The 24,669-nt window shown below is 61.0% G+C and carries 21 protein-coding genes; 12 read left to right on the forward strand and 9 right to left on the reverse strand.

Annotation, left to right across the window (positions count from 1 at the left end):
* Positions 1 to 75: 75 nt before the first annotated feature.
* Positions 76 to 1,506: a hypothetical protein gene (locus DW732_RS06480; RefSeq protein ID WP_117743408.1), complete on the reverse strand. Its 1,431-nt coding sequence runs from the start codon at positions 1,504 to 1,506 to the stop codon at positions 76 to 78.
* 39 nt (positions 1,507 to 1,545) lie between these two features.
* Here DW732_RS06480 and DW732_RS09795 point away from each other — a divergent pair, with 39 nt between their 5' ends.
* Positions 1,546 to 1,758, forward strand: a complete 213-nt coding sequence (locus DW732_RS09795) for a hypothetical protein (protein WP_147352251.1) — start codon at positions 1,546 to 1,548, stop codon at positions 1,756 to 1,758.
* Between the two features lie 31 nt (positions 1,759 to 1,789).
* On the opposite strand, the gene DW732_RS06490 is transcribed toward DW732_RS09795, so the two are convergent.
* From DW732_RS06490 to DW732_RS06500, 3 genes are all read right to left on the reverse strand, one after another.
* On the reverse strand, positions 1,790 to 2,389 hold the full coding sequence (locus DW732_RS06490) for a hypothetical protein (RefSeq protein WP_117734519.1): 600 nt from the start codon (positions 2,387 to 2,389) through the stop codon (positions 1,790 to 1,792).
* Positions 2,390 to 2,478: 89 nt separating this feature from the next.
* Entirely contained in the window at positions 2,479 to 2,988 is a 510-nt protein-coding gene (locus DW732_RS06495) for a hypothetical protein (RefSeq protein WP_117734518.1), read from the reverse strand.
* A complete protein-coding gene (locus DW732_RS06500) occupies positions 2,985 to 3,281 on the reverse strand; it encodes a hypothetical protein (protein WP_089573322.1) in 297 nt (98 codons plus the stop codon). Before DW732_RS06500 ends, DW732_RS06495 begins: the two co-directional genes overlap by 4 nt.
* A gap of 345 nt (positions 3,282 to 3,626) precedes the next feature.
* Here DW732_RS06500 and DW732_RS06505 point away from each other — a divergent pair, with 345 nt between their 5' ends.
* From DW732_RS06505 to DW732_RS06515, 3 genes are read left to right on the forward strand one after another with little or no spacing between them, the layout of a single operon-like run.
* Positions 3,627 to 5,228, forward strand: coding sequence for an FAD-binding oxidoreductase (locus DW732_RS06505; protein ID WP_233539386.1), 1,602 nt, complete (start codon positions 3,627 to 3,629; stop codon positions 5,226 to 5,228).
* Positions 5,229 to 5,230: 2 nt separating this feature from the next.
* The gene (locus DW732_RS06510; RefSeq protein WP_117794384.1) at positions 5,231 to 6,046 is read left to right on the forward strand and encodes an electron transfer flavoprotein subunit beta/FixA family protein; all 816 of its coding nucleotides are present in this window, start codon (positions 5,231 to 5,233) and stop codon (positions 6,044 to 6,046) included.
* The gene (locus DW732_RS06515) at positions 6,047 to 7,252 is read left to right on the forward strand and encodes an electron transfer flavoprotein subunit alpha (protein WP_117763716.1); all 1,206 of its coding nucleotides are present in this window, start codon (positions 6,047 to 6,049) and stop codon (positions 7,250 to 7,252) included.
* Here DW732_RS06515 and DW732_RS06520 read toward each other — a convergent pair.
* Positions 7,249 to 8,061 carry an HD domain-containing protein gene (locus DW732_RS06520; protein ID WP_118099101.1) on the reverse strand — a complete coding sequence of 271 codons (813 nt, stop codon included), beginning with the start codon at positions 8,059 to 8,061 and terminating at the stop codon, positions 7,249 to 7,251. The genes DW732_RS06515 and DW732_RS06520 overlap by 4 nt on opposite strands.
* Positions 8,062 to 8,234: 173 nt before the next feature.
* Between DW732_RS06520 and DW732_RS06525 the strand changes: the two genes are divergently transcribed.
* The 4 genes from DW732_RS06525 to DW732_RS06540 all read left to right on the forward strand — a co-directional run bounded on the left by DW732_RS06525 (position 8,235) and on the right by DW732_RS06540 (position 11,621).
* Positions 8,235 to 8,891: an AzlC family ABC transporter permease gene (locus DW732_RS06525; RefSeq protein WP_255412953.1), complete on the forward strand. Its 657-nt coding sequence runs from the start codon at positions 8,235 to 8,237 to the stop codon at positions 8,889 to 8,891.
* The gene (locus DW732_RS06530; protein WP_117734514.1) at positions 8,881 to 9,204 is read left to right on the forward strand and encodes an AzlD domain-containing protein; all 324 of its coding nucleotides are present in this window, start codon (positions 8,881 to 8,883) and stop codon (positions 9,202 to 9,204) included. The genes DW732_RS06525 and DW732_RS06530 overlap by 11 nt, the downstream gene beginning before the upstream one ends.
* A 142-nt stretch (positions 9,205 to 9,346) precedes the next feature.
* Positions 9,347 to 10,369, forward strand: a complete 1,023-nt coding sequence (locus DW732_RS06535) for a 2-keto-3-deoxygluconate permease (protein ID WP_118099102.1) — start codon at positions 9,347 to 9,349, stop codon at positions 10,367 to 10,369.
* A 187-nt stretch (positions 10,370 to 10,556) separates the two neighbouring features.
* Positions 10,557 to 11,621, forward strand: coding sequence for a diguanylate cyclase (locus tag DW732_RS06540; protein ID WP_118099103.1), 1,065 nt, complete (start codon positions 10,557 to 10,559; stop codon positions 11,619 to 11,621).
* A 136-nt stretch (positions 11,622 to 11,757) separates the two neighbouring features.
* Here DW732_RS06540 and DW732_RS06545 read toward each other — a convergent pair whose 3' ends face one another.
* Together DW732_RS06545 and DW732_RS06550 are read right to left on the reverse strand one after the other, a co-directional pair.
* A complete protein-coding gene (locus tag DW732_RS06545) occupies positions 11,758 to 12,693 on the reverse strand; it encodes a DMT family transporter (RefSeq protein ID WP_118099104.1) in 936 nt (311 codons plus the stop codon).
* 100 nt (positions 12,694 to 12,793) lie between these two features.
* Entirely contained in the window at positions 12,794 to 16,540 is a 3,747-nt protein-coding gene (locus DW732_RS06550; RefSeq protein WP_118099105.1) for a phosphoribosylformylglycinamidine synthase, read from the reverse strand.
* A gap of 184 nt (positions 16,541 to 16,724) precedes the next feature.
* Here DW732_RS06550 and DW732_RS06555 point away from each other — a divergent pair, with 184 nt between their 5' ends.
* The gene (locus tag DW732_RS06555; protein ID WP_117734509.1) at positions 16,725 to 18,287 is read left to right on the forward strand and encodes a cation:proton antiporter; all 1,563 of its coding nucleotides are present in this window, start codon (positions 16,725 to 16,727) and stop codon (positions 18,285 to 18,287) included.
* Between the two features lie 161 nt (positions 18,288 to 18,448).
* Here DW732_RS06555 and DW732_RS06560 read toward each other — a convergent pair whose 3' ends face one another.
* Together DW732_RS06560 and DW732_RS06565 are read right to left on the reverse strand one after the other, a co-directional pair.
* Entirely contained in the window at positions 18,449 to 19,198 is a 750-nt protein-coding gene (locus DW732_RS06560; RefSeq protein ID WP_117734508.1) for an SDR family NAD(P)-dependent oxidoreductase, read from the reverse strand.
* A 221-nt stretch (positions 19,199 to 19,419) separates the two neighbouring features.
* Positions 19,420 to 20,763, reverse strand: a complete 1,344-nt coding sequence (locus DW732_RS06565) for a homoserine dehydrogenase (RefSeq protein WP_118099106.1) — start codon at positions 20,761 to 20,763, stop codon at positions 19,420 to 19,422.
* A 251-nt stretch (positions 20,764 to 21,014) separates the two neighbouring features.
* Here DW732_RS06565 and DW732_RS06570 point away from each other — a divergent pair, with 251 nt between their 5' ends.
* The 3 genes from DW732_RS06570 to DW732_RS06580 all read left to right on the forward strand — a co-directional run bounded on the left by DW732_RS06570 (position 21,015) and on the right by DW732_RS06580 (position 24,661).
* Entirely contained in the window at positions 21,015 to 22,181 is a 1,167-nt protein-coding gene (locus DW732_RS06570) for an ABC transporter substrate-binding protein (RefSeq protein ID WP_118099107.1), read from the forward strand.
* Between the two features lie 271 nt (positions 22,182 to 22,452).
* A complete protein-coding gene (locus DW732_RS06575; protein WP_117734505.1) occupies positions 22,453 to 23,640 on the forward strand; it encodes an ABC transporter substrate-binding protein in 1,188 nt (395 codons plus the stop codon).
* 139 nt (positions 23,641 to 23,779) lie between these two features.
* The gene (locus DW732_RS06580) at positions 23,780 to 24,661 is read left to right on the forward strand and encodes a branched-chain amino acid ABC transporter permease (RefSeq protein WP_117734504.1); all 882 of its coding nucleotides are present in this window, start codon (positions 23,780 to 23,782) and stop codon (positions 24,659 to 24,661) included.
* Positions 24,662 to 24,669: the final 8 nt, after the last annotated feature.

A 24,669-nucleotide genomic window follows, 5' to 3' on the forward strand; every position in this document is an offset into this window, starting at 1 on the left:
AGAATGCGAGGCACATCGCGACTCATCTAATACGTTATATAAGTGGTATTAGGAATGATGCGCAGTATTTAAGCCTCAGGTGGTTGTCGGGACATAGGGATAGTAGTCAAAGCGCAGTGTCATAAGCCGCTGTGGGGATTCAATAGCCGCGGCGATGATATTGGCATCGCGGGCACGATCAAACCCTTCGAGTTCGATCTGATACGAGACGTCTTGCATAATGTCCAGACGTCGCCAGGCTAGGAGTGTGTCGCCATCGAATTCCAAGGTCTTGCCTCCGTCTGGGGCAACGGCGTATAGGCGCAGTTTAGCGGTGGTTGCAGGGTCGACAACCGTGACCTTTTTAATTTCGTTTCGAGTATTCTTGGCGCCCAACAAGGTGAGCAGTGTTGGGGCCACGACCTCGCCCGATGGCAAAAAGACGACTTCGATGGATTCAGGAAATGCGATGATGGCCGACTTGCGGACGGGCTGATTGGCGGCGGCAACTTCGATGTTCGCAGCGTCGATGACCTCCGTGTGGTCGAGCGCGGCAAGCACGCAGCAGTTACCTTCATCGATCTCTTGAGGATCAGTAAGCCCCAGACTGTCCGCGAGCTCGGGATCGTTTTGATCGGTAGCGGGCTCATTCGGTGCTTCGAAAGAAGCTGGGACGCTGTTTGTCGGCGACGGCGTGTCGCCCGCACCCGCTTCCTTGTCCGCGCTCTCTTCTTGTATGGTTGCGTTGATGGGTTCGTCGTTTGAGGAGAGCGTCTTGGCGTCAAGCGCGGAGGGGAGAATTCCGATGGCTCCGGATCCGTTCCACTCCATTTCGAGAAGCGCCGGGTCGGCAAGAATGCGTTGCCTGCTTTGCGCGTGGGCATCGATTTCAATAGGGCCTGCTTCTATCCCTCGTGTAAGGCTGAGTGATCCGGCTGGCTTCTCGAAATGAGCATCTGTGTCTTTGGTGCTGACGGCGTAGAACAGCAGGGACGCTTCTCCCGCCGCGATGGCATCGGTGCCGGCTTTGGTCAGCCGCAACGATGCCGTGAATGAGAGGGTGGGCTGCGTGTCGTCTGCATTCGCGGCGGCGCAGCCCAGACATATGCCGCCTCCTTTCTCGAAAAACGCACCGTCGAAGGCGACCTTCGCTCCGTTCGCCGAGTCATCGACCGAAGCGATGTCGATGCGCAGCTCTAAATTGCATGGATCGCCATCTGCATCGAGCACAACCGAGCGCCACGTGCAGACGGCGCACCCCGCCTGGGAGCCGTTTGCCTTGTTCGAACGATTGATATCCACGACTATCGAGCCGTCCGTATTACGGCGAAGGCATCCCGAGGTTGAGATTGCAGCCTGTGCGAACGAAAAACGCTTGCACGCAATGGCGCTCGACGGATTTGGTGCGGAGCTTAGGGCTGCCGGTAAGAAGTCCGCCATGACGGGGGTCGCCCAGGCGGCGACAGGCGTTCCGGTTGCGAGCGCGCCGCAGAGTGCGACGACGGGCAAAAGGTTCTTCGATGCCATGGGGTCTCCTTAGCTAATTTAGTGCGGCCTGTCCGTGTTTTGTTTCTGGCTGCGTTTGATGTGCAGACCGAGGCCGACGGTCCCCGCGCCTGCTGCTGTGGCGCCTGCTGCCAAGAGCCATCGTCTGTCGCCTGTCTGCGCCAACGGTTCCTCGCGGTCGCCACGGTCGAGCTCCGAGAGGTCGACCGTCACTTGCGTGGCGGCCTGTGCCTGTTCTTGCTGGGCAAAGGCCATGGCTGGCTCAAATGCTAGGATGCTGACGGCGGCGGCCAGGGCGACGGCCTTATGCCGTGTGCGCACCGGGCTCGACCGTCCAGGTGATCGTTGCAACCTGATCGCCTTCGCCGGTTACGCGGAAGATGTCGCGCGTGACGCGGGCGACGTTTCCGCTTGTCTTGAGCTTAATTTTGTCCGTGCCACCGGCAATGCCCTGGTAACCCATGTCGAAGGCTGCATTCTTGGAAAGATCGAGGCCCGTCTCCTGCATTGCGGTGCTAGCGTTCTGGAGTGCGCCGTCGGGGCCGACCTTAAAGTCGATGGAGTTCTGCGCGGTTCCGGCCTTGGCGTCGGCGGCAATGGTCCAGGTGTTCATGGCGTCGATCTTCATGTTGGTGACATGGATGCCGTAGGCCGAATGATTGTCGATGGTGGTCGCGTCTTCTGAGGGGCCCTGAAGCGTGCCGTCGGGCTTGGCGACGAAGGGAATAACCGTCGGAACTTTGAACTCAACGTTGTCGATCTCGGTCCTGACCATTACCTTCGTGGTTCCAACGCGCCCGGCTGCCATAGCTGGCGTCGGGGCGGCGCCCATTGCGAGCGCGAGCGCGAGCCCTGCGCCCACGACGAGCGCTCTGGCTCCGTTCATGTTCCTGGTGATGTCCATGGTCGTTCCTTTCTATTCGCCGCGGGCCGTCCCCGCGATGATTGGACAAATGCCGGTGAATTGCGTGCGGTGCCGCGTCGGCCGGAAAGCTAGTTCTCGGCTTGCTCAACCCGTACCTTGACACGTGTCGGATTGCCGTGGCTGTCGAGGGTCTTTGCATCGAGTGCCTGGATCTCGATGTATGCTTCGCCTTCTTTGATGTTGCCGGCGGGGCATGTCTCGATTGTCTTGCCGGTCTCGACCACACCGGATTCGTACATGGTCTCGTCGTTTTGGATGACGCGGAATCGCTGGGGAAATTTATTGTCTTGGACGTTTTGCACGTTGATGCGCAGCTTGCCGTTCTCCTGCAGCTGAGCGACCGGCGCGACCGAGATCGTCATCATGTTGTCGCGGACGATGGCATCGAGCTCATCTTGGATTTCTTGGCGCGATTTACCCTCTGCCGTCGTGACTGAGGCACCCGCTTCGGGCACGGGTTGCGACTGCCAAGCGTATAGCCCTACGGCGATGAGGGCGCAGACGATAGCCAGGCAGACAACGACGAGTTTCTTGCGACGTCCCAGTCCTGCGAGGCGGGGCGGCTTCTTCGCACTCATGCGGCATCCTTGGTGGTGTAGACACGTGCGAATGTGGACGGGTCCGCTCCAAAGAGCATGTGAAGCATCAGGCGGCGCGAGTAGATGAGCTCGTCGAAGTCGTGAGGGAGCTCGATGTCGTGGATACGCGCGATGTGGTGGGCGAGCGCCGAGAACGACTCGGGGTCGCAGATAACATCGGTGGTGACATGGTAGACCGCCGTATCGGGGAACGCCTCTTCGTCGAAAGGCAGGAGATAGGGATCGTCGTCGACCTCGATGGCGACGCCGTACTGGGGCCAGTAATATGCCATGGGAACCTCCCTGCTCTTGGGCCAAAACTTCTATCGGTTTTGGCTGTCGACGCCGACCCTATCAGTCGCAACTTGACCAATTTCTGACCAAATGCTTGACGGATTGGTGTCTCCGCAGGTAAAAGGCAGCAAAAATTACTTCAACTTTTTTCGAGCGACAATCGAGCGATCGGCGACGGCGTGGCCATATGTGTTAAAAGCATCGTCTGTCGAGGAAGACTTGCCGTTCGCCGAATTGCACGAACGTAAAAAACGCCAATTATGGAGACGGTCTCGAACACGTCGACGAAACGATGCGGTAACATCTCCCTGCAAACACTGTAGTTAGCTAAAGGGGGAGTTCGCGTGTCTGCAACCATCAAACTCTTCACCGACGAGTTCGAAGAGTATGGCCGCGATGAGTCTCGCACATCGGGCGAGGCCTCAAGCATCTCGTTTCCGACAACGGAGAACGAGGTCCGCGCCATTTTGAAAAAGCTCCATGCCGAGCGTGTCTCGGTGACGGTTCAGGGCGCCCGGACCGGTCTTGCCGCCGGCGCTGTGCCTCATGGCGGTCACATTCTCAATACTTCCCGCATGAATCGCTACTTGTGCCTTCGCCGCGATGAACAAGGCCGCTTTCTGCTGCGCGTGGAGCCGGGCGTTGTGCTTTCGGAACTGCGCAAGCAGCTGGGCAAGAAGGTACTGCCGGCCGATGGCTGGGACCAGGCATCGCTTAAGGCCTACGATGAGTTTCAAGAGGCCCGCGAGCAGTTCTTTCCCACCGATCCCACCGAGGCATCTGCCTGTCTGGGCGGCATGGCGGCATGCAACGCCTCCGGCGCCCGCAGCTACGCTTACGGCCCCATGCGCCCGCATATCACGGGACTCCACGTCGCGCTGGCTGATGGCGATTTGCTTGAGCTTCAGCGCGGCGAGGCTTTTGCCCAGGGCCGCCACCTGTCGCTCGTGACGGCAGAGGGCCACACACTCGAGCTCGATCTTCCTGGCTACACCATGCCCAAGACCAAAAATGCCTCGGGTTATTTTGTTGCGGACGATATGGACGCCATCGACCTCTTTATCGGCGCTTGCGGCACGCTCGGCGTTATCACCGAGCTCGAGATTGCCCTGCAAGCGGCACCTGCGGTCGTTTGGGGTGTGAGCTGCTTTTTCGATAGCGAAGACAAGGCCGTGTCCTTTACCGATTCCGTGCGCCCTGTCCTGTCCCATGCGGTTGCCATCGAGTACTTCGATGCTAGCGCCCTGGATATTCTGCGTCGCCAGCGCGAGCAGTCGACGGCGTTTGCCTCGCTGCCGGTGCTCGACAAAGAGGCCAAGGTCTGTGTCTACGTGGAGCTCGACTGCGATGACGAGGCCCAGGCGACCGAGGAGCTGTACCACCTGGGGTGGGTGCTGGAGCTTGCGGGCGGCCGCGACGATGCGACATGGGTCGCGCGCACCGAGGTTGATCGCGAGTGCCAGCGGTTCTTCCGCCATGCGGTCCCCGAGAGCGTCAACATGCTTATCGACGAGCGCCGCCGCATGGATCCTACCATCACCAAGCTGGGCTCGGACATGTCGGTGCCCAATGCACGCTTGGCCGATGTCATCGCTCTTTATCGTCGCACGTTGGCCGAAAGTGGGCTTGAATCTGCCGCCTGGGGTCACATCGGTAACAACCATCTGCATGTGAACATCCTGCCGCGCGATGCGCAAGACTACCGTCGCGGTGGAGAACTCTTTGCCCAGTGGGCTTCCGAGGTCACGGCCATGGGCGGTGCCGTTTCTGCCGAGCACGGCGTCGGCAAGATCAAGGCGGGCTTCTTGGAGACGATGTACGGCCACGAGGCCATGGTCGAGTCGGCGCGTCTCAAACTCCAGCTCGATCCTGCCGGCCAGCTGGGTCGCGGCAACCTGTTTGCGGAGAAGTTCTTGGATGGACTCGTCCAGAAGGGGGGCGCGTGAAGATGAGTGATTTCCATATGGTGGTGTGCGTCAAGGCGGTGCCCGGAAGCACCGAGGTCAAGATGGACCCCAAAACCAATACTATCGTGCGTGATGGCAAGCAGGCGGTCATTAACCCGTTCGATGCAAGCGCTCTGGAATGCGCGCTGGCGCTGAAGGACGACTTTATCGGCTTTGGCATGGACGTGCGTGTGACGGTGGTGTCGATGGGCATCCCCGCGACCGAATCGCTGCTGCGCGACTGCATCGCCCGCGGTGCCGACGACGCGCTGCTGCTGACCGACCGAGCCTTTGCGGGTGCCGATACCCTAGCCACCACCTATGCCCTCAAATGCGGTATCGAGGCACTCGATGAGGACTTTGACCTGCTCATCTGCGGCAAGATGGCAGTGGACGGCGATACGGCCCAGATCGGCCCCGAGCTGGCCGGCGCCTTTGAGATCCCCTGCGTGACCGACGTGAGCTGTGTGCAGAGCGCGGGATTTACGACGTGTGGCTCGCTGGCGCTCGTCCACGGCTGCGATGCCGGCGAGGAGACGGTGTACCTGGAGATGCCGTGTGCGATGACGACCGCCAAGGAGATTGGCCAGCTGCGCATGCCGAGTATTGCCGGTATTCGCGCGGCCGAGGATGCAGACGTGCGCGTGGCTAGCGCTGCCGACGTAAACGCCGATCCCTCGCGTTGCGGCCTTGCCGGATCACCGACGCAGGTCGTGCGTTCGTTTGTGCCCGACCGTGACCAAACGTGCGAGGCCGTTGAGGGAACGGCGTCCGAGCAGGCGGTAAAACTTGCCAAGATTATCGAGGAGATGGCATAGATGAGCGGACTGATAATCGATAGCGAGGCCTGCGTTGGCTGTGGCCGCTGCGTTCGCGCCTGCGCCTCGGGTGGCATTGTGGTGGAGGGCGAGCGCCCCAACCGTTGCGCCCGCGTAACCGACGGCTGCATCCTGTGCGGCGGGTGCGTCGACGCCTGCCCCGTCAGCGCTATCTCGATTGAGCGCGACGAGGCCGCTGGCGCGGTGGACCTTGATGCATATCGAGACATTTGGGTCTTCGTGCAGACTGACGAACACGACGCCGTGGCTCCTGTGGCCTACGAGCTCATGGGTAAGGGCCGCGAGCTTGCCGATGCTCGCGGCTGCCGTCTGGTCGCACTGGTCGGTATGGGCCCCGAGGGTTCTCTCGGTGACCTGGAGCATCTGGTTTACGCCGGTGCAGACGAGGTCCTGGTCTGTCGCGACGAGCGTCTGCGCCAGAACGACGCGGAGGTTTACGCCCGCCTGATCTGCGATTTGGTGGCAGAGCGCAAGCCCGAGGCCATTCTGTACGGTGCGACCGCCTTTGGCCGCGAGCTGGCGCCTGGCGTTGCCGTGCGTTTGCAGACGGGCCTTACGGCCGACTGCACCGTGCTTTCGATGGATGCGGAGACGGGCTTGCTGCAGCAGACGCGCCCGGCGTTTGGCGGCAACTTGATGGCCACCATCATTTGCCCCAACCACCGTCCGCAGATGGCAACGGTGCGCCCCGGCATCTTTAAGGCTCCCGACTTCGACTACGGCCGTTCCGGCACGATTGCCCAGGTGATGCTTGCGGAGGACGTTAAGGCCCGTGTCGAGATCTCGATTCCCGCCGAGGAGTGGGGACAGCAGGCCTCAATTGCCGATGCCGAGCGTCTGGTCGTGGTGGGCCGCGGCATTGGCTCCAAGAAAAACCTACCGCTGATGCGAAAGCTTGCCGAGGCTCTGGGTGCCGAGCTTGGCTGCACGCGCCCCGTGGTGGAGGCCGGCTGGCTGGAGTATCGCCATCAAATTGGCCAGACGGGTGTATCGGTCTCGCCCAAGCTCCTCGTGAGCATCGGCGTCTCGGGTGCTATCCAGCATCTCGCCGGCATCGGTGGGGCGGAGTGCATTATCGCCATCAATGAGGACCCGGATGCCCCCATCTTTGGCGCCGCCCAGTACAAGGTTGTTGGAAACGCCGTCGAGGTCGTTGAGGAGTTGCTGGCTCAGCTCGAGTGCTAAGCGCTTGCCAGCCAGCGGCGCAGCTCGTCCTTAAGGCGGCTCCAGGTTGCCTGCGTGGTGGGGTCGATAAAGGGTCGCGTAATGCCAAAGGGCGCGTCGAGCAGGCGATAGATATCGCCTTGCTCGCGCGCCAGCGCACGGCTTGTCGGATAGACGAGCTCAAACATAAAGCAGATGAGTCCCACCAGGTAGTCTGCGGGCTCGTTGCGTTCATCGCGTGCGACGCAGCGGTGCTCGTCAAAGGCGGCAAGCGTCGGTGCCGAGAAGCGACTGGCTACAAACGCGTCCTCATCCACTTTGAGGATAGTGTCGACGGTGCTGTCGGCGATGGTGCGCATAATGTCGATCTTGTCGCCATCGCGCACGATATCGCAGAAGCTCCGCGTGCGCTCGTCGAGCTGCGCGGGTAGACGGAAATCACTGTGATAGGTAATGCTCGCTCGGATGAGCTCATCTTCTGCCGGGTCATCGATAAAGTCGCGGATGCTCGTTACGGCGGGTGCATCGGCGGGATTCTCGCCAAAGAGGACCTCGATGCCCAGCGCTGCATGGCTCATGCTCTCGGCGTCCTTAAAGGTGTCCCAGCGCCGCAGCTGTTCAAAACGACCCATATCGTGCAGCAGTCCGCACAGCCACGCCAGGTCAATGTCCTGCGGTGACCAACCCTGTTTACGTGCCACGGCATCGCATGCCTCGGCAACATGGTACGTATGCTCGATTTTGAGTGCGATACGTGGATTGGCGGCATCGTAGGCATCGGTATAGGTCTTAAAGGCCGCAGCTGCCCGCACACGATCGATAGCTGTCATAATGACTTCCTAAAAAGTTGTGTCTTTCTGTATATTTCGATCCGGTGGCAATTGTAGGTGATGTCGGTTGCTGCCGGGCGATGATTCTGCCGTGTCGTTGAATGCGGCTCGGACAGCTTGTCGGGACGAGGAACGTTATGGTGCTCAAGATCTTAAAAACCGTCTGGCCGGTGATGCTTACCTATGTTGCGATAGGTGCGCCGTGCGGAATGATTATGGCGCAGGCGGGGATGGAACCATGGATGGTTTTTGCCCTGAGCAGCACGTTTGTGACGGGCTGCGGACAGTTTATGGTCTGCAACCTGTGGCTGGCGGGCGTGCCTGCGGCATCGATCGTCGCTAGCGTCGCCGCAATCTCCTCGCGCTTTGCACTTTACTCGGCATCGATCGCACCGCATCTGGCGGGCGCCTCGAAGCGTCAGACGCTGGCCGTTGCCGCGACGCTCACCGAGGAGGCATATGGCATCTCGCTTGCCAAGTTGATTGAGGGGCAAGATTGGGGTCCGCGCGAGTCCTTTGCGCTCAACGTGATTCTCATCGCAACATGGGGCGTCTCGTGCACAATGGGCGCCGTTGTCGGTGCCGTTGTCGATGTCCCCACCGCTCTTGCAAGTTTTGTCTGCACATCGCTCTTTATCTGCCTGCTCTTTTCGCAGCGACTGTCGCGTGGCAATGCCGTAGCTGCCGTTTTGGCTGCGGCATCCGTCGCCGTATGCAAGTTCTTGGGGTGGACGAATGTTGCCGTGCCGGTAAGCGTACTCGTCGGCGTTGCCGCGGCGCTCGTGTGCGATGCCCTCGCCGAAGGAAGGGGTGCTCGCGATGCCCGTTAACGAGTTTTTGGTCCTGTGGCTTTCGTCGTGGGCGGCCATCGCGTTTTTCCGCATTGCCCCGGCGTTTGCTTTGCGTGGGAGAACGCTTTCACCCCGCGTTACCGAGGCCTTGGGCTATATTCCGCCCGCTGCCTTTGCGGCGCTAGTCGCTAACGACCTGATAAGCCCCGGCGCTTTCGATGCCGGCTTGTGGCAGGGCTTGATTCCCTGGATCGCATCTGCCGGCGTCGTGGCGGTGGCAATCAAGACAAAGTCGATGCTGTGGTGCTGCGTCTCGGGCATCGTGCTCTATATCGTTTTGAGCCTCGTATAAGAGCAGGGCGCGTTTACCGTCTCGACTTTGCGAATCGAATTTCTCACCGAGCCTGTCTGCTTCTTCTGGTACCATGGTCAAACTTTACTGTAGCAAAGTATGACGTGGGCTTTTGTGTCCCGTCAACGGAAATGGGGGTTTCATGGCACAGGAAGCGACCGCCAACGAGCAAAAGAAATTCAAAGTACCGCGAATCCCGGGCGACATCATGATCTACCCGATGATCGTCGGCCTTTTGCTCAATACCTTCTGCCCGCAGGTCTTCGAGATCGGTGGCTTCTTTACCGCCGCCTGTCGCGGCGGTTCCAATACCATCGTCGCCGCGATCCTGCTCTTCGTGGGTGCCGGCATCAGCTTTAAGTCCACGCCGGGCGCTATCAAGACCGGCGTCGTCGTACTGATCCCTAAGCTTGTGGTGGCAGCCGCGCTGGGCCTGGGCGTTGCGTATTTCTTTAACGACAACTTTTTGGGCCTGAGCTCGGTCTCCATTATCGGCGGCATCACCTTCTGCAACATGGCGCTCTATACGGGCATCATGGGCGAGTTTGGCGATGAGTCCGAGCAGGGCGCCGTGGGCATCCTGTTCTTTACGGCCGGCCCTGCCGTCACCATGATCATCCTGGGCGTTTCTGGTCTTGCTAACATCCCGCTGGGCACCATCGTCGGCTCCATCCTGCCGCTTGTCATCGGTATGGTTTTGGGCAACCTCTTCCCGTTCATAAAGAACCTGCTGGTTCCCGGCACCAATCCCGCGATTGCCGTCATCGGATTTCAACTCGGCGCGTCCATGAGCCTGTCGAGCTTTGTCACCGGCGGCATTTCCGGCATCTTGCTGGGCCTTGTCACGCTGTTTGTCGTCGGCCCCATCACCTTTGCGTTCGAGCGCCTGTGCGGCGGTAACGGCAAGGCCGCCGTGGCTTGCTCCACCATCGCCGGCACGGCTATGACCACGCCGGTTGCTCTTGCCGAGGTGGCGCCGCGCTATGCCGAGCTTGCTTCCACCGCGTACGCCCAGATCGCCACCGCCGTTATCATCACGGCGATCATGGCTCCGATTCTTACTGGCTGGGTCGACAAGAAGTTCTGTCAGGGCAAGGAGGATCTGTCGCCCGCCGGTGTCGAGGCCATCGAGGAAGCCGTCGCGACCGACATCTATGGCGAGTAGCAATCATCATTCATCAATGATGCCGGCGCGCAATTCGCGCCGCTCGAGCGTCCGAACGGAAGCTGTCTTGCAGTAATGTTCGGACGCTCTGCTATGACTCCCTTTACCCCTACGGAATAGGGGTGTTTATTTCCCAGGCACGATTCGGGCGATTCTGACCACTTGGATATTGAAGGGATGGCGTCTAGTGGTCAAGGCACTCAAGATTGAGATATTCGTGCTCTGCATGATTGTTCTTATCGGGCTTGCCGTGCGAAGTCGTCGCTCCCTGTTCTCGAGCACCCAGCAGCTCTTGTTTAGCATGCTTGGCTATACCTCTGCGGCGTACGTATTATTCGATATGATCTGGACGCTTTCGGACGGTGCGGATGGCATGTTGGGCATTGCTGCCAACTGGATTTCCAACGCGGTTTCGTTTTCGCTCTTTGCCATCGCGTGCTTCATTTGGTTTATCTATTCCGAGACGGTGCAGGGCTCTCGCCTTTTGACCGCGCGCTATAAGGTGGCGCTCGTAACGTTGCCTACGGTGCTGGTGGTCGTGCTGGCGTTTACGAGCTGCTGGACGCACGCCCTGTTCTATATCGATGCGCAGGGCGTGTATCATCGCTGCTTTGCCTATATGATCCAGCCCATCGTCAGCTACTGCTACGTTATTCATACGTCCCTGCACGCGTTTGTGCAATCGCGCAGGGTCGAGAGTCTACAAAAGAAGGCCATCTATCGAACCTTGGCATTTTTCGCCATTCCGGCCCTGGTGGGCGGCACCTTTCAGGTCGTGTTTTCGGTGCCCGGGCTTTGTGTCGGCATAATGATTAGCATGCTGCTGCTCTACATCGTCTGCCAGGAGCAGCTGATCTCGACCGATCCGTTGACTGGCCTCAACAATCGAAACCGTTTTGAGACCTATATGCTGTCGCTCTTCTCGAATGCGGATCATACGGGCGATGTGTATCTGCTCATGATGGACGCTGATGGCTTTAAGCAGATTAATGATCGCTACGGACATGTGGAGGGTGACCGCGCTCTTCAGCTCATCTCCACCGCGCCCAAAGATGTCTGCTCGGCGTCTGGTGGCTTTATCGCACGTTATGGCGGCGATGAGTTCGTAGTGCTCCAAAAGGCGATAGCAGAGCAGGACATCATGCGCCTGTGCGAGGCAATCAACGACGAGCTCGCGCGTACCGAGGTGCCGTATCTGTTGCGGATGTCTATCGGCTACGCACGGATGGGTGATGGTGTCGATACCTGGTAAGATTTGCTTCGCGCTGCCGATGCGGAGCTCTACCGCGTAAAGCACGAGAAGAAAAAAGCCGGCGTCCAGATACGCTAGAAAAAAGCGACCACGCGAATGTCCGCTGCAGGTGCGGCATATGCAAGGGCCTGGCTTGTTAGGCCTGTTTAGGTTTGTTGACAATGATGATGCCGCCGCAGACCAGGAGCAGGGCCACAATGACGGTAACGGGGCTTGTGCCAGCGCCCTCGCCGAGCAGCAGCGCGCTTAGCGCTACGCCAAAGACCGGGTTCATAAAGCCAAAGACCGAAACGCGGCTGACGGGGTTGACGGCGAGCAGGCGAGACCACAGCGAGTATGCGACGGCGGAAATGAGTGCCATATATATGATGAGCGCGATGGCGGGGACGACTTTGGTGGGGGATAGCGCGCCGCCCATCAAAAGCCCGATGGCGGTAAGGACCAGACCGCCGACTAAAAACTGCCAGCCGGCGAGTAAAACGCCGTCATGCTCGCGCGAGAAAATGCCAATGAGGCAGGTCGACAGGGCGCCCGCAACGGTGGAAGCCAGGATAAAGCCCTCGCCGTCGAGCGCAAAGCCAAAGGTGCCATCCGCGCCCGAAAGGTTGACGAGCGCTACACCGGCAAAGCCCAACACGCAGCCAAGCACCTTGGCTGTATCGAGCTTCTCGGTGTGAAACGCCAGAGCGGCAAAGAGGATTGCGAGGAAGTTGGCGCTGGCCTCAATGATGGAGCTCGACATGGCGCTGGCGCGCGAGAGTCCCAGGTAGAAAAAGAAGTACTGACCGATCGTCTGGAAAAGCGACAAGACAAAGATGGGCTTGATGTCGCGAGCCTGCGGGATGAGTGGGCGGCGCTTCGCCGCGCTCATCCCAACGATGACCAGGGCGCCGGCAAGCGTGAAGCGCAAGCCTGCAAAGAGCAGCTGCGAGGCACTATCGTGTGCGGGGATGCCAAAGAGCTCGTAACCGATCTTGATGCAGGGGAAAGCCGATCCCCAGAGCGCACAGCAGATAAGGCAGCCCAGAATGAGTCCGGGCAGGGTGGCGGCATGCGGCTTGCGGCTTTCCATGATGTCCTTCCTGTATGCGCGAAGCAAAAAAGAACCCGCCACCGGAGGTGCCGGCGGCGGGTGTTGTTACCCGAAGGGATTGTACCCGATGGGAACGTCTTTAGGCGAAGTAGGCTACGCCGCTCTCAAAGATCGGCATGAACTTATCGCCGGGGACATGCTCGGGAACGTTGCGGTACAGGTTGTCGCCGCGACGCTCGGCATGGCCCATCTTGCCCAGGACGCGGCCGTCGGGGCTCGTGATGCCCTCGATGGCGAGTGCGGAGCCGTTGGGGTTGACGGAAAGATCCATGCTGGGCTTGCCGTCCTCGTCCACGTATTGCGTGGCGACCTGACCGTTGGCGATCAGCTGGGCGAGCACCTCGTCATTGGCGACAAAGCGGCCCTCGCCGTGGCTGATGGCGACGGTGTAGGGGTCGTCCAGGCTGCATTGCGACAACCACGGGGACAGGTTGGACGAGATGCGGGTGCGCACCAGACGGCTCTGGTGGCGACCGATGGTGTTGAACGTCAGCGTAGGCGCATCGGGCGTGGCGTCGACGATGTCACCGTAGGGCACCAGGCCGAGCTTGACCAGGGCCTGGAAGCCGTTGCAGATGCCCAGCATCAGGCCGTCGCGGGCCTTGAGCAGGTCGCGAACTGCCTCGGTGACCTCGGGAGCGCGGAAGAACGCCGTGATGAACTTGGCGGAGCCGTCGGGCTCGTCGCCGCCCGAGAAACCGCCGGGGATCATGACGATCTGGCTTGCACGGATGCGACGGGCAAGCTCGTGGGTGCTCTCGGCGACGGCCTCGGGCGTGAGATTGTTGATCACGAAGGTGTCGGCCTCGGCACCGGCGGCACGGAAGGCGCGGGCACTGTCGTACTCGCAGTTGTTGCCGGGGAACACGGGGATGATCACGCGCGGGCGGGCGATTTTGGCGCCGCCGTACACGTGGATATCCTTGGTGCGATAGTCGATGGTCTCGACCTCGGGCTGCTCGTCGGTGCTGCGGTAGGCAAAGACACCCTCGATGCCGCTCTCCCAGGCCTCTTGGAGCTCGGAGAGCTCGATGACCTCGGAGCCGGTGTCGATGACATAGCTCTCGACGGTGGTGCCCAGGGGCTCGACGACAACGCCGTCGGCGACCTCGGGCAACTCGGCATCCTCTGCGAGCTCGACGATAAAGCTGCCGTAGAGCGGGGTGAAGAAGCTCTCCACGTCCACGTCCTCGGCAAGCTCGATGCCGATCTGGTTGCCGACGCACATCTTAAAGAGGCTCTCGGCACCGCAGCCGTAGCCGGGCGTGGAGATGGCCAGGGCGTCGCCGGTGGCGGTGAGCGCCTCGACGGCGTCAAACGCGGCGAGCAGCTGCTGGGCATCGGGGCGGTAGTCTTCGCCATAGGTGGCGGGGGCGATGCGGACGACGCGGTGCGTCAGGCCCTTGAACTCGGGCGATGTGGCGCGGGCGGCGCGACCCACGGCCACGGCGAAGCTGATGAGGGTCGGCGGAACGTTGAGCTCGCCGGCCTCGTCCTCAAACGAGCCGCTCATGGAGTCCTTGCCGCCGATGGCGCCGGCACCCAGATCGACCTGGGCCATAAGAGCACCCAGAACGGCTGCCATGGGCTTGCCCCAGCGCTCGGCCTCGGTGCGCAGGCGCTCGAAGTACTCCTGGAAGGAGAGGTAGGCGCGCTTGTGCTCAAAGCCGGCGGCAACGAGCTTGGCGATGGACTCGACTACGGACAGGTAGGCGCCCGCAAACTGGTCGGCCTCCATCAGGTAGGGGTTGAAGCCCCATGCCATGGCGCTCGCCGTGGTGGTCTCGCCGTCCACGGGGAACTTGGCGACCATGGCAGAGCTCGGGGTGAGCTGCGTCTTGCCGCCAAAGGGCATGAGCACGGTGGCGGCGCCGATGGTGGAGTCGAAGCGCTCGGAAAGACCCTTGTTGGAGGCGACGTTAAGATCGGTGACGAGCGAGGTCATACGCTCGGCAAGCGTGGTGCCGGCCCAGCTGGGCTGCCACACGCTGCGGGCGCAGACGTGGGCGACCTGGTGCTTGGGCGCACCGTTGGAGTTGAGGAACTCGCGGGACAGGTCGACGATGGCGACGCCGTTCCAGGCCATGCGCATGCGCGGCTCGGCGGTAACCTCGGCGATAACGGTCGCTTCCAGGTTCTCCTCGGCGGCGTAGCCCATGAACTCCTCGACGTCACCGTCGGCGACGGCGCAAGCCATGCGCTCCTGGGACTCGGAAATGGCGAGCTCGGTGCCGTCCAGGCCGTCGTACTTCTTGGTCACGGTATCGAGGTCGACATACAGGCCGTCGGCAAGCTCGCCCACGGCGACCGAGACGCCGCCGGCGCCAAAGTCGTTGCAGCGCTTGATCAAGCGACAGGCGTCGCCGCGTCGGAACAGGCGCTGCAGCTTGCGCTCGACCGGGGCGTTGCCCTTCTGGACCTCGGCACCCGAAGTCTCGATGGACTCGGTGTTCTGGGTCTTGGAGGAGCCGGTGGCGCCGCCGATGCCGTCACGGCCGGTGCGGCCGCCCAGCAGGATGATCTTGTCGGTGGGGGCGGGGCACTCGCGACGCACGTGGTTTGCCGGGGTAGCGCCCACGACGGCACCGACCTCCATGCGCTTGGCCACGTAGCCGGGGTGATAGAGTTCGTTGACCTGACCGGTGGCAAGGCCGATCTGGTTGCCGTAGCTGGAGTAGCCGGCGGCGGCGGTGGTCACGAGCTTGCGCTGCGGGAGCTTGCCCTCGAGCGTCTCGGAAACCGGGACGGTGGGGTCGCCGGCGCCGGTGACGCGCATGGCCTGGTACACATAGCTGCGGCCCGAGAGCGGGTCACGGATGGCGCCGCCCACGCAGGTGGCGGCACCGCCGAAGGGCTCGATTTCGGTCGGGTGGTTGTGGGTCTCGTTCTTAAAGAGGAACAGCCAGTCCTGGTCCTCACCATCAACATCGACCTTTACCTTGACGGTGCAGGCGTTGATCTCCTCGGACTCGTCGACATCGGTCATGACGCCGGTCTTCTTGAGATACTTGGCGCCGATGGTGCCCATATCCATGAGGCAGACGGGCTTGGCGTCGCGACCGAGCTCGTGGCGCATTTCCATGTAGCGGTCGAAGGCCTGCTGCACCACGGCGTCGTCGATCGTCACGTCATCCAGGACGGTACCGAAGGTGGTGTGGCGGCAGTGGTCGGACCAATAGGTGTCGATCACGCGGATCTCGGTGATGGTGGGGTCGCGATCTTCATCGCGGAAGTACTGCTGGCAGAAGGCGATGTCCGCCTCGTCCATGGCAAGACCGCGCTCGGAGATAAAGGCGGCAAGACCGGCTTCGTCGAGCTCGCGGAAGCCGTCAAGCACCTCGACGGGCGCAGGCTCGGGGGTCTCCATGTGCAGCGTCTCGGGTAGGTCGAGTGAGGCAATGCGGGCCTCGACGGGGTTCACCACGTAGTGCTTAATGGCATCGATGGCGGCCTCGTCCAGGGCGCCCGAGATCATATAGACCTTGGCGGAGCGCACGGCGGGGCGCTCGCCCTGGCTGATGAGCTGCACGCACTCGCTGGCGGAGTCGGCGCGCTGGTCAAACTGGCCAGGCAGGAATTCGACGGCAAAGACGGCGCCATCGCTTGCGGGGAGCTCGTTGTAGGTCACATCGACCTGGGGCTCGCTAAAGACGGTCGGCACGCAGGAGCGGAACAGCTCCTCATCGATGCCCTCGACGTCGTAGCGGTTGATGATCCTCAGAGCCTCGATGCCCTTGATGCCGAGAATCTCGCTCAGCTCGCCCTTGAGCTGCTGAGCCTCGACGTCGAACCCGGGTTTCTTCTCCACGTAGATACGAGAGACCATTGGTTCCTGCCTTCCTGATCGGTTGGGCGTACGGTGCGGTATGCGGCAGCGGTCGGTTTGCGGGGCAAGCCTCGCGATCGCCTTGAGCCACATACTTTTAAACCTCACTATGATACGACAGCTCGTGGCGCGTTGAGGACGGCGAGGGTGCTACAGTGGAGCGCAAACAAGAGAAAGGCATCACATGGCATTTGTTTCGCTCGCCATCATCGCACTCGTGGCCTTTGCAAGTCCCTTCATCGCCTCGGCGATTCCCGGAAAACCCGTTCCCGAGACGGTCTTTTTGCTCGTGTTTGGCGCGGTGCTGGGACCTCATATGCTCGGCATTATCCATGTGGATGCCGAGGTCTCGCTCGTGTCCGAGCTCGGCCTGGCCTTTTTGTTCCTGCTTGCCGGCTTTGAGATCGATCCCAAGAACATCACGGGCATCGAGGGGCGTTACGGCATGGCGACGTGGGTCGTCACGTTTGGTATAGCCTGGCTTGCCGTGCGCTTTACCCCGTGGTTTTCGGTCAGTCATTTTGATGGCATCGCCGTGACGCTGGCGTTGACCTCGACGGCGCTTGGGGCGCTCATGCCCATCTTGCGCGAGCGGTCGCTTTCTGGGACGCGCGTCGGCGATTCGATTCTTGCCTATGGTACGTGGGGCGAGCTCGGGCCCGTGCTCGCCATGTCGGTGCTGCTGTCTGCCCGTACGGGTGTCGAGACGCTGTTGATCTTGGGGCTGTTCGCCGTGGTGTGCGTGCTGCTTGCCGTGGTCCCCAGCCGCTCCAAGCGTATTGGCAGCCGCTTCTTTGCCTTTATTCAGGAGCGCGCCGATACGACTTCTCAGACGTTCGTGCGCCTCACAGTGCTCATCCTGGTCACGCTCGTGGCGTTTTCCGCTATTTTTAGCCTCGATATCGTACTGGGCGCTTTTGCCGCGGGCTTCGTCCTGCGCTACATCATCCCCGAGGGCAACCATACGCTCGAGCTTAAACTCGATGGCCTTGCCTATGGCTTTTTGATCCCGGTGTTCTTTACCGTTTCGGGCGCCAAGATCGACCTGACGGCTGTAGCATCGCGCCCTGGCCTGCTCGTGGGCTTTATCGTGGCGTTGCTGGTTATCCGTGCCGTGCCCATCGTTGTCTCCATGGGCATCTGCCCTAAGACGCGCGATGTTTCTGCCTACGGTCGCATCACCGTGGCGCTCTACTGTACCACGGCACTGCCGATCATCGTCGCCGTGACGAGCGTCGCCGTCAATGCCGGCGCATTATCGCAAGGCGTCGCTTCGGTTATGGTGGCAGCCGGCGCCATCACGGTGTTCCTGATGCCACTGCTCGCGCAGCTCTTCTACCGCGTGGTCGATGCGGCGCCGGTCGCCGCCGTGGCGGAGGTTGCCGAGCATCCCGCCGATGCGCTCAATATCCTGCGTGCCCATCACGACCTGGCAAGTCTTCTCGCCCGCGAGCACGAGCTATTGACGTCGCATGGACATGGTCGCGTATTCGAAGGCTTGCCTACACTCGACACGATTGCCGAGCGCCTTTCTGATCGGGCGGCGAGCGAACGCATCGATGCGCGCATTGTGGATGCGGCGCATCTGCTTGCCGATAAGACCTATGGCGACGAGATAGATCCGTCCGAGCTCACCCCGCGTGAGCGTCGCCGCCTAGAGCGCGCCAAGCTCGCCGTGCACGAGTACCGCCGTCGCATGCTGGAGCTTTATGCGCACGAAGAAGCCGACGAGGACGACGGCAAGTAGCCGACGCTGATGCGGGGGCGGCATTCCCGTTTGAGGACGGACGCGAAACGGGACACAGTTTCCCTTCAAACAGAAGAAGACGCGCTGTCTGCGGTTGATGTGGACAGCGCGCCTTCTTTGGTTGAGCTATGTTGAGGCCAGGGGCCAAAGCTCGTGGTCCCTTAGGAGCGGGCGGCTCCATCGACGGGGAGCACGGCGCCTGTGACGTAGGCGGACATGTCGCTCGCCAGGAAGACGAAGGCGTTGGCGACATCCTCGGGCTCGCCCATGCGGCCCAGCGGAATGGTGGTGATGATAGGCTTGATGACCTCTTCGGGCAGGTTGGCGACCATATCGGTCTTGGTCACGCCGGGTGCGACGGCATTGACGCGAATGCCCATGGGGGCGAGCTCGCGCGAGAGCGACTGGACCATGCCGTTGACGGCAAACTTGGACGTGGGATAGCCAACGCCGGAGGGCTGACCGTACTTAGCGACCATCGAGCTCGTGGTGGTGATGGTGCCGCCGTGGCCGGCCTCGGTCATGATCTTGGCGGCAGCCTGGTGGCCGTTAAAGACGGCGACGACGTTGAGGTCCATGACCTTGGCAAACTCCTCGGCCGTGTAGTCCAAAAGGGGCGAGCGCTGGGAGATGCCGGCATTGTTGACGACCGTGTCCAAGCCGCCCATATCGGCGGCAGCCTGGGTAAAGGCCTCAGTTACGGCCTCGAGCGAGGTGAGGTCGCAGGAACGGCCCCAAACCTTGGCCTCGGGATAGGCGGCTGCCAGTTTCTCAACGGCTGCGTCGGCAGTCTCCTGGCGCGAGCCAAAGACCGTGACGGCGGCGCCTTCCTCGATAAAACGGCAGGCGATGGCATAGCCGATTCCGCGCGTGCCTCCGGTGATGATTGCTTTCTTGCCCTTGAGCAGCATATCGCTTCCTCTCTTATGTGCATGGATACTTGCAGCACAGCATAGTGGCGGCAAAAAACAGCTGACGCCGCATATCGGTAAACGGTATCCACGGTTGTTGACGAACGGTCAAGTTGCTCAAACGTTAGTCGACCACTTCGTGCAAAAGATGTAACTAAAAGGGGCTCCCATCCAATCGGATGGGAGCCCCTCATGCGTTATTTGATTTGCCGAGAATCGGGCTAGTTGGCCATGACGCCTTCGGTCCAGGCCTCGACGTCCTCGATGCGCAGGACGTTGGCGATCTCGGCCACGCAGTCGACGCTGGCAAGCTCGGCGGCGGCAGCCTGGACGTCCTTCTCGAGCGCGCGGTGCGTCAGGAAGATGACCGAGCAGGTATCGCTGACGCCCGACTTGCCGTCCTCGACCTGGTTGATGAGCGAGATCGAGATGTTGTGCTTGGCAAAGATGTCGACCGTCTCGGACAGGGCGCCCACGCGGTCGGCGACCTTCAGACGCACATAGTACTTGGTCTGGAGCTCGTCCATGGGCTTAAAAGCGAGGTTGTGACCATAGGGCTCAATCTCGGGCAGCGGAGCAACGCCGCGGCTGATTTGCTCGGAGAGCGACAGGATATCGCCCACGACGGCGCTCGCGGTGGGGAAGGAGCCTGCGCCGGCACCGTAGAACATGGTCTCGCCCACGGCGTCGCCTACCACGTAGACAGCGTTCATGGCACCGTTGACCTTGGCGAGCATGTGGTCGGCGGGGATCAGCGTGGGATGCACGCGGACGTCGACGCCGGCGTCGGTGTTGCGGGCGATGCCGAGCAGTTTAATGGTGTAGCCGAGCTCGCGGGCCTGGGCGATGTCCTCGGCGCCGATGGTACGGATACCCTGCTGGTACACATCGTCGGTGGTAACGCGAGTGCCAAAACCGATGGAGGCGAGGATGGCCGTCTTGCTGGCGGCGTCGAAGCCGTCGACATCGGCGGACGGGTCGGCCTCGGCATAGCCCTTGGCCTGCGCGTCGGCAAGCACGTCAGCGTAATCGGCGCCCTCGGCGTCCATGCGCGACAGGATGTAGTTGGTGGTGCCGTTGAGGATGCCGGCGATGGTCAGGATCTTGTTACCCACCAGGTCGTGCTCGAGCGTGCTGACGATGGGGATGCCGCCACCGCAGCTGGCCTCGCACTTAATCTGCACGCCGCACGCGCGCGCCTTCTCGGCAAGTGTCTCGACGTGACGGCCCAGCAGAGCCTTGTTGGCAGAGACGACATGCTTGCCGTGCTCAAAGGCGGTGGTGAAGATCTCAGTTGCGGGATGCTCGCCGCCGATCAGCTCGACGACGATGTCGATGGCGGGGTCGGTGACGACGTCGTGCCAGTCGCTTGTAAAGGCCTCGCGCTCAATGCCGGCTGCCTCGGCCTGCTCCCAAGCAAGCGCGCAGGCGCGGGTCAGCTTAAGGTCGATGCCGTAGGCTGCCAGGTACTCATCGTGGTGGCTCTTGATCAAACGGGCCACGCCGCCGCCGACGGTTCCCAGACCGATCAGACCGACGTTCACGGTGCGCAGGGGTTCGCTCATAGATAGCTCCTTCGTGCATCTTGTGGATGGATTAACCGCTTATAGGTTGAGTGCATTCTAGCGTGAAGTGCGGGCGCGTGCTTGCCAGGCAGCCGGAGCTGCACAAAACGCTACCCCCGAAACGCTGCGGAAATATTGGAAACACACTCGTCACAAACGAACTTCCGTAACAAACTGTCAACGTTTGCACCATAAGGTTTGCCCCGTACCGCAAGACGGCCGCACTACGGCCAGCGAAAAAGGGGGACACCATGTTTAATATCAATAACGCACTGAGCCGCAGGAGTTTCTTGACAGGAGCCGCGGCGCTTGGAAGCACCGTTGCGCTTGCCGGTTGCTCTTCGGGCGGCGCGGACGGTGGGTCGGCCGATGACGGCAAGACCTTCAAGATCGGCGTTATCGGCCCCCTGACCGGCGCCGCGGCTACCTATGGCGTCTCTGCCGAGAAGGGCGCTAAGCTCGCGGCCAAGGATTTCTCGACCAAGGACCTCAAGCTCTCGCTTAAGTCCGAGGACGATGTCGCCGACGGTGAGAAGGCCATCAACGCCTTCAACACCTTGTGCGACTGGGGCATGCAGGCGCTTGTCGGCCCCGTTACCACCGGTGCTGCCGTCGCCGTCTCGGGCGAGATTGCCGACGACATGCTCATGGTCACGCCTTCGGCCTCGTCGCTCGATGTCACCAAGGGAAAGACCACGGTCTTCCAGGTTTGCTTCACCGACCCCACCATGGGCACCAGCGCCGCGAAGTTCTTGGCCCAGAAGTACGCGGACGCCAAGATCGCCCTGTTCTACAACTCCGGCGATACGTACAGCTCGGGCGTTGCCGACGCCTTTGCCGAGCAGGCCAAGGCGTCCAAGCTCGATGTCGTCGATACCGAGACCTTTAAGGACGACTCCTCTACGAGCTTTACCAACCAGCTGACCACGGCCAAGGAGGCCGGTGCCACGCTCATCTTCGCGCCGATCTACTACACCCCGGCCTCGGTCCTGCTCAAGAACGCCAAGGACATGGGATACGAGATGACGCTCATGGGCACCGACGGCATGGACGGTCTGCTCTCTGTCGAGGGCTTCGACACCTCTCTTGCCGAGGGCGTGCTGCTCATGACCCCGTTCTCCGCCGACGACGAGAAGAACGCCGACTTTGTCAAGGCATATAAGGACGAGTACGACGAGACACCTAACCAGTTTGCCGCCGATGCATATGACTGCGTCCATGCGATTGTCGAGGCCATCGACAAGGCTGGCATCGATACGACGGCCGACGGTGCCGACATTGCCGCCGAACTTGCCAAGGCCATGCGTAAGATCAAGATCGATGGCCTGACCGGCGAGCTCACCTGGAACGACGAAGGCCAGGTCGAAAAGCCCGCTACGGCCTATGTGATTCAGGACGGCAAGTACATCGCCGCCTAAGAGCGTATAAAACGCAACCGGTGAGGCTCTTTTATTCAGGGCGAGGATGCTTGTAACAGAATGGAAACATTACTTTTACACAATAAAGTGGCAGATATGCATAAAGCGGCAAAAATACGCAGAAATATGGATAAAAATCTGAGGTAAAAGAAAAGTTGAAATAATCGCCACTTTTCCTAACTAAAGCGTCTACTATTTTGCGAACGCCGAACACGGCGAAGGATGGCCTGTCGGGTAACCGAAACCCGACGAGATTTGAGAGGAGAGCCGCATGTCGAGCCTCACCGGTAAGTCATTGAACCCTGTTATGAATCGCAGGAGCGTTATCGCGAGCGCAGCAGGTCTGGGGGCGATGTCTATTCTAGCTGGCTGCTCCTCCAACGGCGGCGATAGCGGTTCCGCTTCGAGCGACGCCTCGTTTAAGATCGGCACCATCGGCCCGCTGACCGGTGCTGCCGCGTCCTACGGCAAGTCCGTTACCCAGGGCGTCGAGCTTGGCTGCAAGGATTTCTCGACCAAGGAGCTGCCACTTGTCAGCAAGGCCGAGGACGACCAGGCCGACGGCGAGAAGGCCGTCAACGCCTTCAATACCCTGCTCGACTGGGGCATGCAGGCCCTCGTCGGCCCGACCACCACGGGTGCGTCGGTTGCCGTTGCCGCCGAGTGCGGTAACGACCCCAAGACGTTCATGATCACCCCGTCCGCGTCCTCCGAGGACGTTACCGACGGCAAGGATTGCGTCTTCCAGGTTTGCTTCACCGACCCCAACCAGGGCGTCAACGCTGCCAAGTTCCTGGCCCAGAAGTATGCGGACGAGAAGTTCGTTCTGTTCTATAACTCCGGCGACGCCTATTCTTCGGGTATCGCGGATTCCTTTAAGGCTCAGGCCGCTGAGTCCAAGCTCGAGATCGTTGACGAGGAGACCTTTAAGGACGACTCCGCAACGAGCTTTACCAACCAGCTGACCAAGGCCAAGCAGGCCGGCGCCACCATGATCTTCGCGCCGATCTACTACACGCCGGCGTCCGTCCTGCTCAAGAACGCCAAGGACATGGGCTACGACGTCAAGATGATGGGCTGCGACGGCATGGACGGCATCCTGGGCGTGGAGGGCTTCGACACCTCCCTTGCCGAGGGCCTGCTGCTCATGACCCCGTTCTCCGCCGACGACGAGAAGAACGCCGACTTCGTTAACGCCTACAAGGATAAGTACGGCGATACCCCCGACCAGTTTGCCGCCGACGCCTACGACGGCGTGCACGCTGTGGTCGAGGCTCTTAAGGAGGCCGGCTTGGGCGTCGACGCCGACCCCACCGAGGTCGCCGAGAAGCTGCCCGAGGCTATGCTCAAGATCACCGTTGACGGTCTGACCGGCAAGCTTTCCTGGAATGACAAGGGCCAGGTCCAGAAGGACCCCACGGCGTACGTCATCACCGACGGCAAGTACGTACAGGCCTAATAGACCGCCTTACATAGAGCGGTTTTGATCCCAAGCAGGGGAGGTTTTGGCCTTCCCTGCTTGCTTGGTATCTAGGGACGATGTAACGTCCCTGTTTCATACATCAACTGGAAACCTATTCGAAAGGGGGATGTGGAACATGACGGTCTTTATCCAATACCTGGTCAACGGCCTGTCCATGGGCAGCGTCTACGCCATCATCGCGTTGGGCTACACCATGGTCTACGGTATCGCCAAGATGCTGAACTTCGCTCACGGCGACGTCATCATGGTCGGTGCCTATGTCTCGTTCTGCGCCACGTCGTATCTCGGCCTCCCGGGCTGGGCTTCTGTAATTCTCTCTTGTGCGGTCTGCACGGTTCTCGGTGTTCTCATCGAGGGCCTGGCCTATAAGCCGCTGCGCCAGGCAGGCCCGCTGGCCGTTCTGATCACGGCTATCGGCGTGTCCTATTTCTTGCAGAATGCCGCCCAGCTTCTGTGGGGCGCCACGCCCAAGAACTTTACTTCGCTCGTCACCTTCCCGGTGCCGGAGTTCTTGGCCAAGTATAACGTGAGCGCTGTCTCGCTCGTCACCATCGTCGCTTGCCTGATTATCATGGCCGGCCTGGTGTTCTTTACGGGCAAGACCAAGATGGGCAAGGCCATGCGCGCCGTGTCCGAGGACAAGGCCGCCGCTCAGCTCATGGGCATCAATGTCAACCGCACCATCTCGATGACGTTTGCCATCGGCTCTGCCCTTGCCGCCATCGCCGGCGTGCTGCTGTGCTCCTACTCGCCGGTGCTGCAGCCCACGACGGGCGCCATGCCTGGCATCAAAGCCTTCGACGCCGCCGTCTTCGGTGGCATCGGCTCCATCCCCGGCGCCTTTGTCGGCGGCATTCTTATCGGCATCATCGAGGCAATGGCACAGGCCTACATTTCCACGAGCCTTGCCAACTCCATCGTCTTTGGCGTTCTGATCATCGTCCTGCTCGTCAAGCCTGCCGGCCTCTTGGGCAAGTACGTCCCCGAGAAGGTGTAGGTGAGCGT

Source organism: Collinsella sp. AM28-11LB (assembly GCF_003469895.1).
Taxonomy (GTDB): Bacteria; Actinomycetota; Coriobacteriia; order Coriobacteriales; family Coriobacteriaceae; genus Collinsella.

Coding starts and splice junctions, on each gene's coding strand:
- DW732_RS06545 (WP_118099104.1), bottom strand. CDS start 12,693: ATGGAAAGCCGCAAGCCGCATGCCGCCACCCTGCCCGGACTCATTCTG.
- DW732_RS06490 (WP_117734519.1), bottom strand. CDS start 2,389: ATGGACATCACCAGGAACATGAACGGAGCCAGAGCGCTCGTCGTGGGC.
- DW732_RS06535 (WP_118099102.1), top strand. CDS start 9,347: ATGGCACAGGAAGCGACCGCCAACGAGCAAAAGAAATTCAAAGTACCG.
- DW732_RS06510 (WP_117794384.1), top strand. CDS start 5,231: ATGAGTGATTTCCATATGGTGGTGTGCGTCAAGGCGGTGCCCGGAAGC.
- DW732_RS06495 (WP_117734518.1), bottom strand. CDS start 2,988: ATGAGTGCGAAGAAGCCGCCCCGCCTCGCAGGACTGGGACGTCGCAAG.
- DW732_RS06555 (WP_117734509.1), top strand. CDS start 16,725: ATGGCATTTGTTTCGCTCGCCATCATCGCACTCGTGGCCTTTGCAAGT.
- DW732_RS06500 (WP_089573322.1), bottom strand. CDS start 3,281: ATGGCATATTACTGGCCCCAGTACGGCGTCGCCATCGAGGTCGACGAC.
- DW732_RS06550 (WP_118099105.1), bottom strand. CDS start 16,540: ATGGTCTCTCGTATCTACGTGGAGAAGAAACCCGGGTTCGACGTCGAG.
- DW732_RS06570 (WP_118099107.1), top strand. CDS start 21,015: ATGTTTAATATCAATAACGCACTGAGCCGCAGGAGTTTCTTGACAGGA.
- DW732_RS06575 (WP_117734505.1), top strand. CDS start 22,453: ATGTCGAGCCTCACCGGTAAGTCATTGAACCCTGTTATGAATCGCAGG.
- DW732_RS06520 (WP_118099101.1), bottom strand. CDS start 8,061: ATGACAGCTATCGATCGTGTGCGGGCAGCTGCGGCCTTTAAGACCTAT.
- DW732_RS06565 (WP_118099106.1), bottom strand. CDS start 20,763: ATGAGCGAACCCCTGCGCACCGTGAACGTCGGTCTGATCGGTCTGGGA.
- DW732_RS06560 (WP_117734508.1), bottom strand. CDS start 19,198: ATGCTGCTCAAGGGCAAGAAAGCAATCATCACCGGAGGCACGCGCGGA.
- DW732_RS06525 (WP_255412953.1), top strand. CDS start 8,235: ATGCTTACCTATGTTGCGATAGGTGCGCCGTGCGGAATGATTATGGCG.
- DW732_RS06530 (WP_117734514.1), top strand. CDS start 8,881: ATGCCCGTTAACGAGTTTTTGGTCCTGTGGCTTTCGTCGTGGGCGGCC.
- DW732_RS06515 (WP_117763716.1), top strand. CDS start 6,047: ATGAGCGGACTGATAATCGATAGCGAGGCCTGCGTTGGCTGTGGCCGC.
- DW732_RS06480 (WP_117743408.1), bottom strand. CDS start 1,506: ATGGCATCGAAGAACCTTTTGCCCGTCGTCGCACTCTGCGGCGCGCTC.
- DW732_RS06580 (WP_117734504.1), top strand. CDS start 23,780: ATGACGGTCTTTATCCAATACCTGGTCAACGGCCTGTCCATGGGCAGC.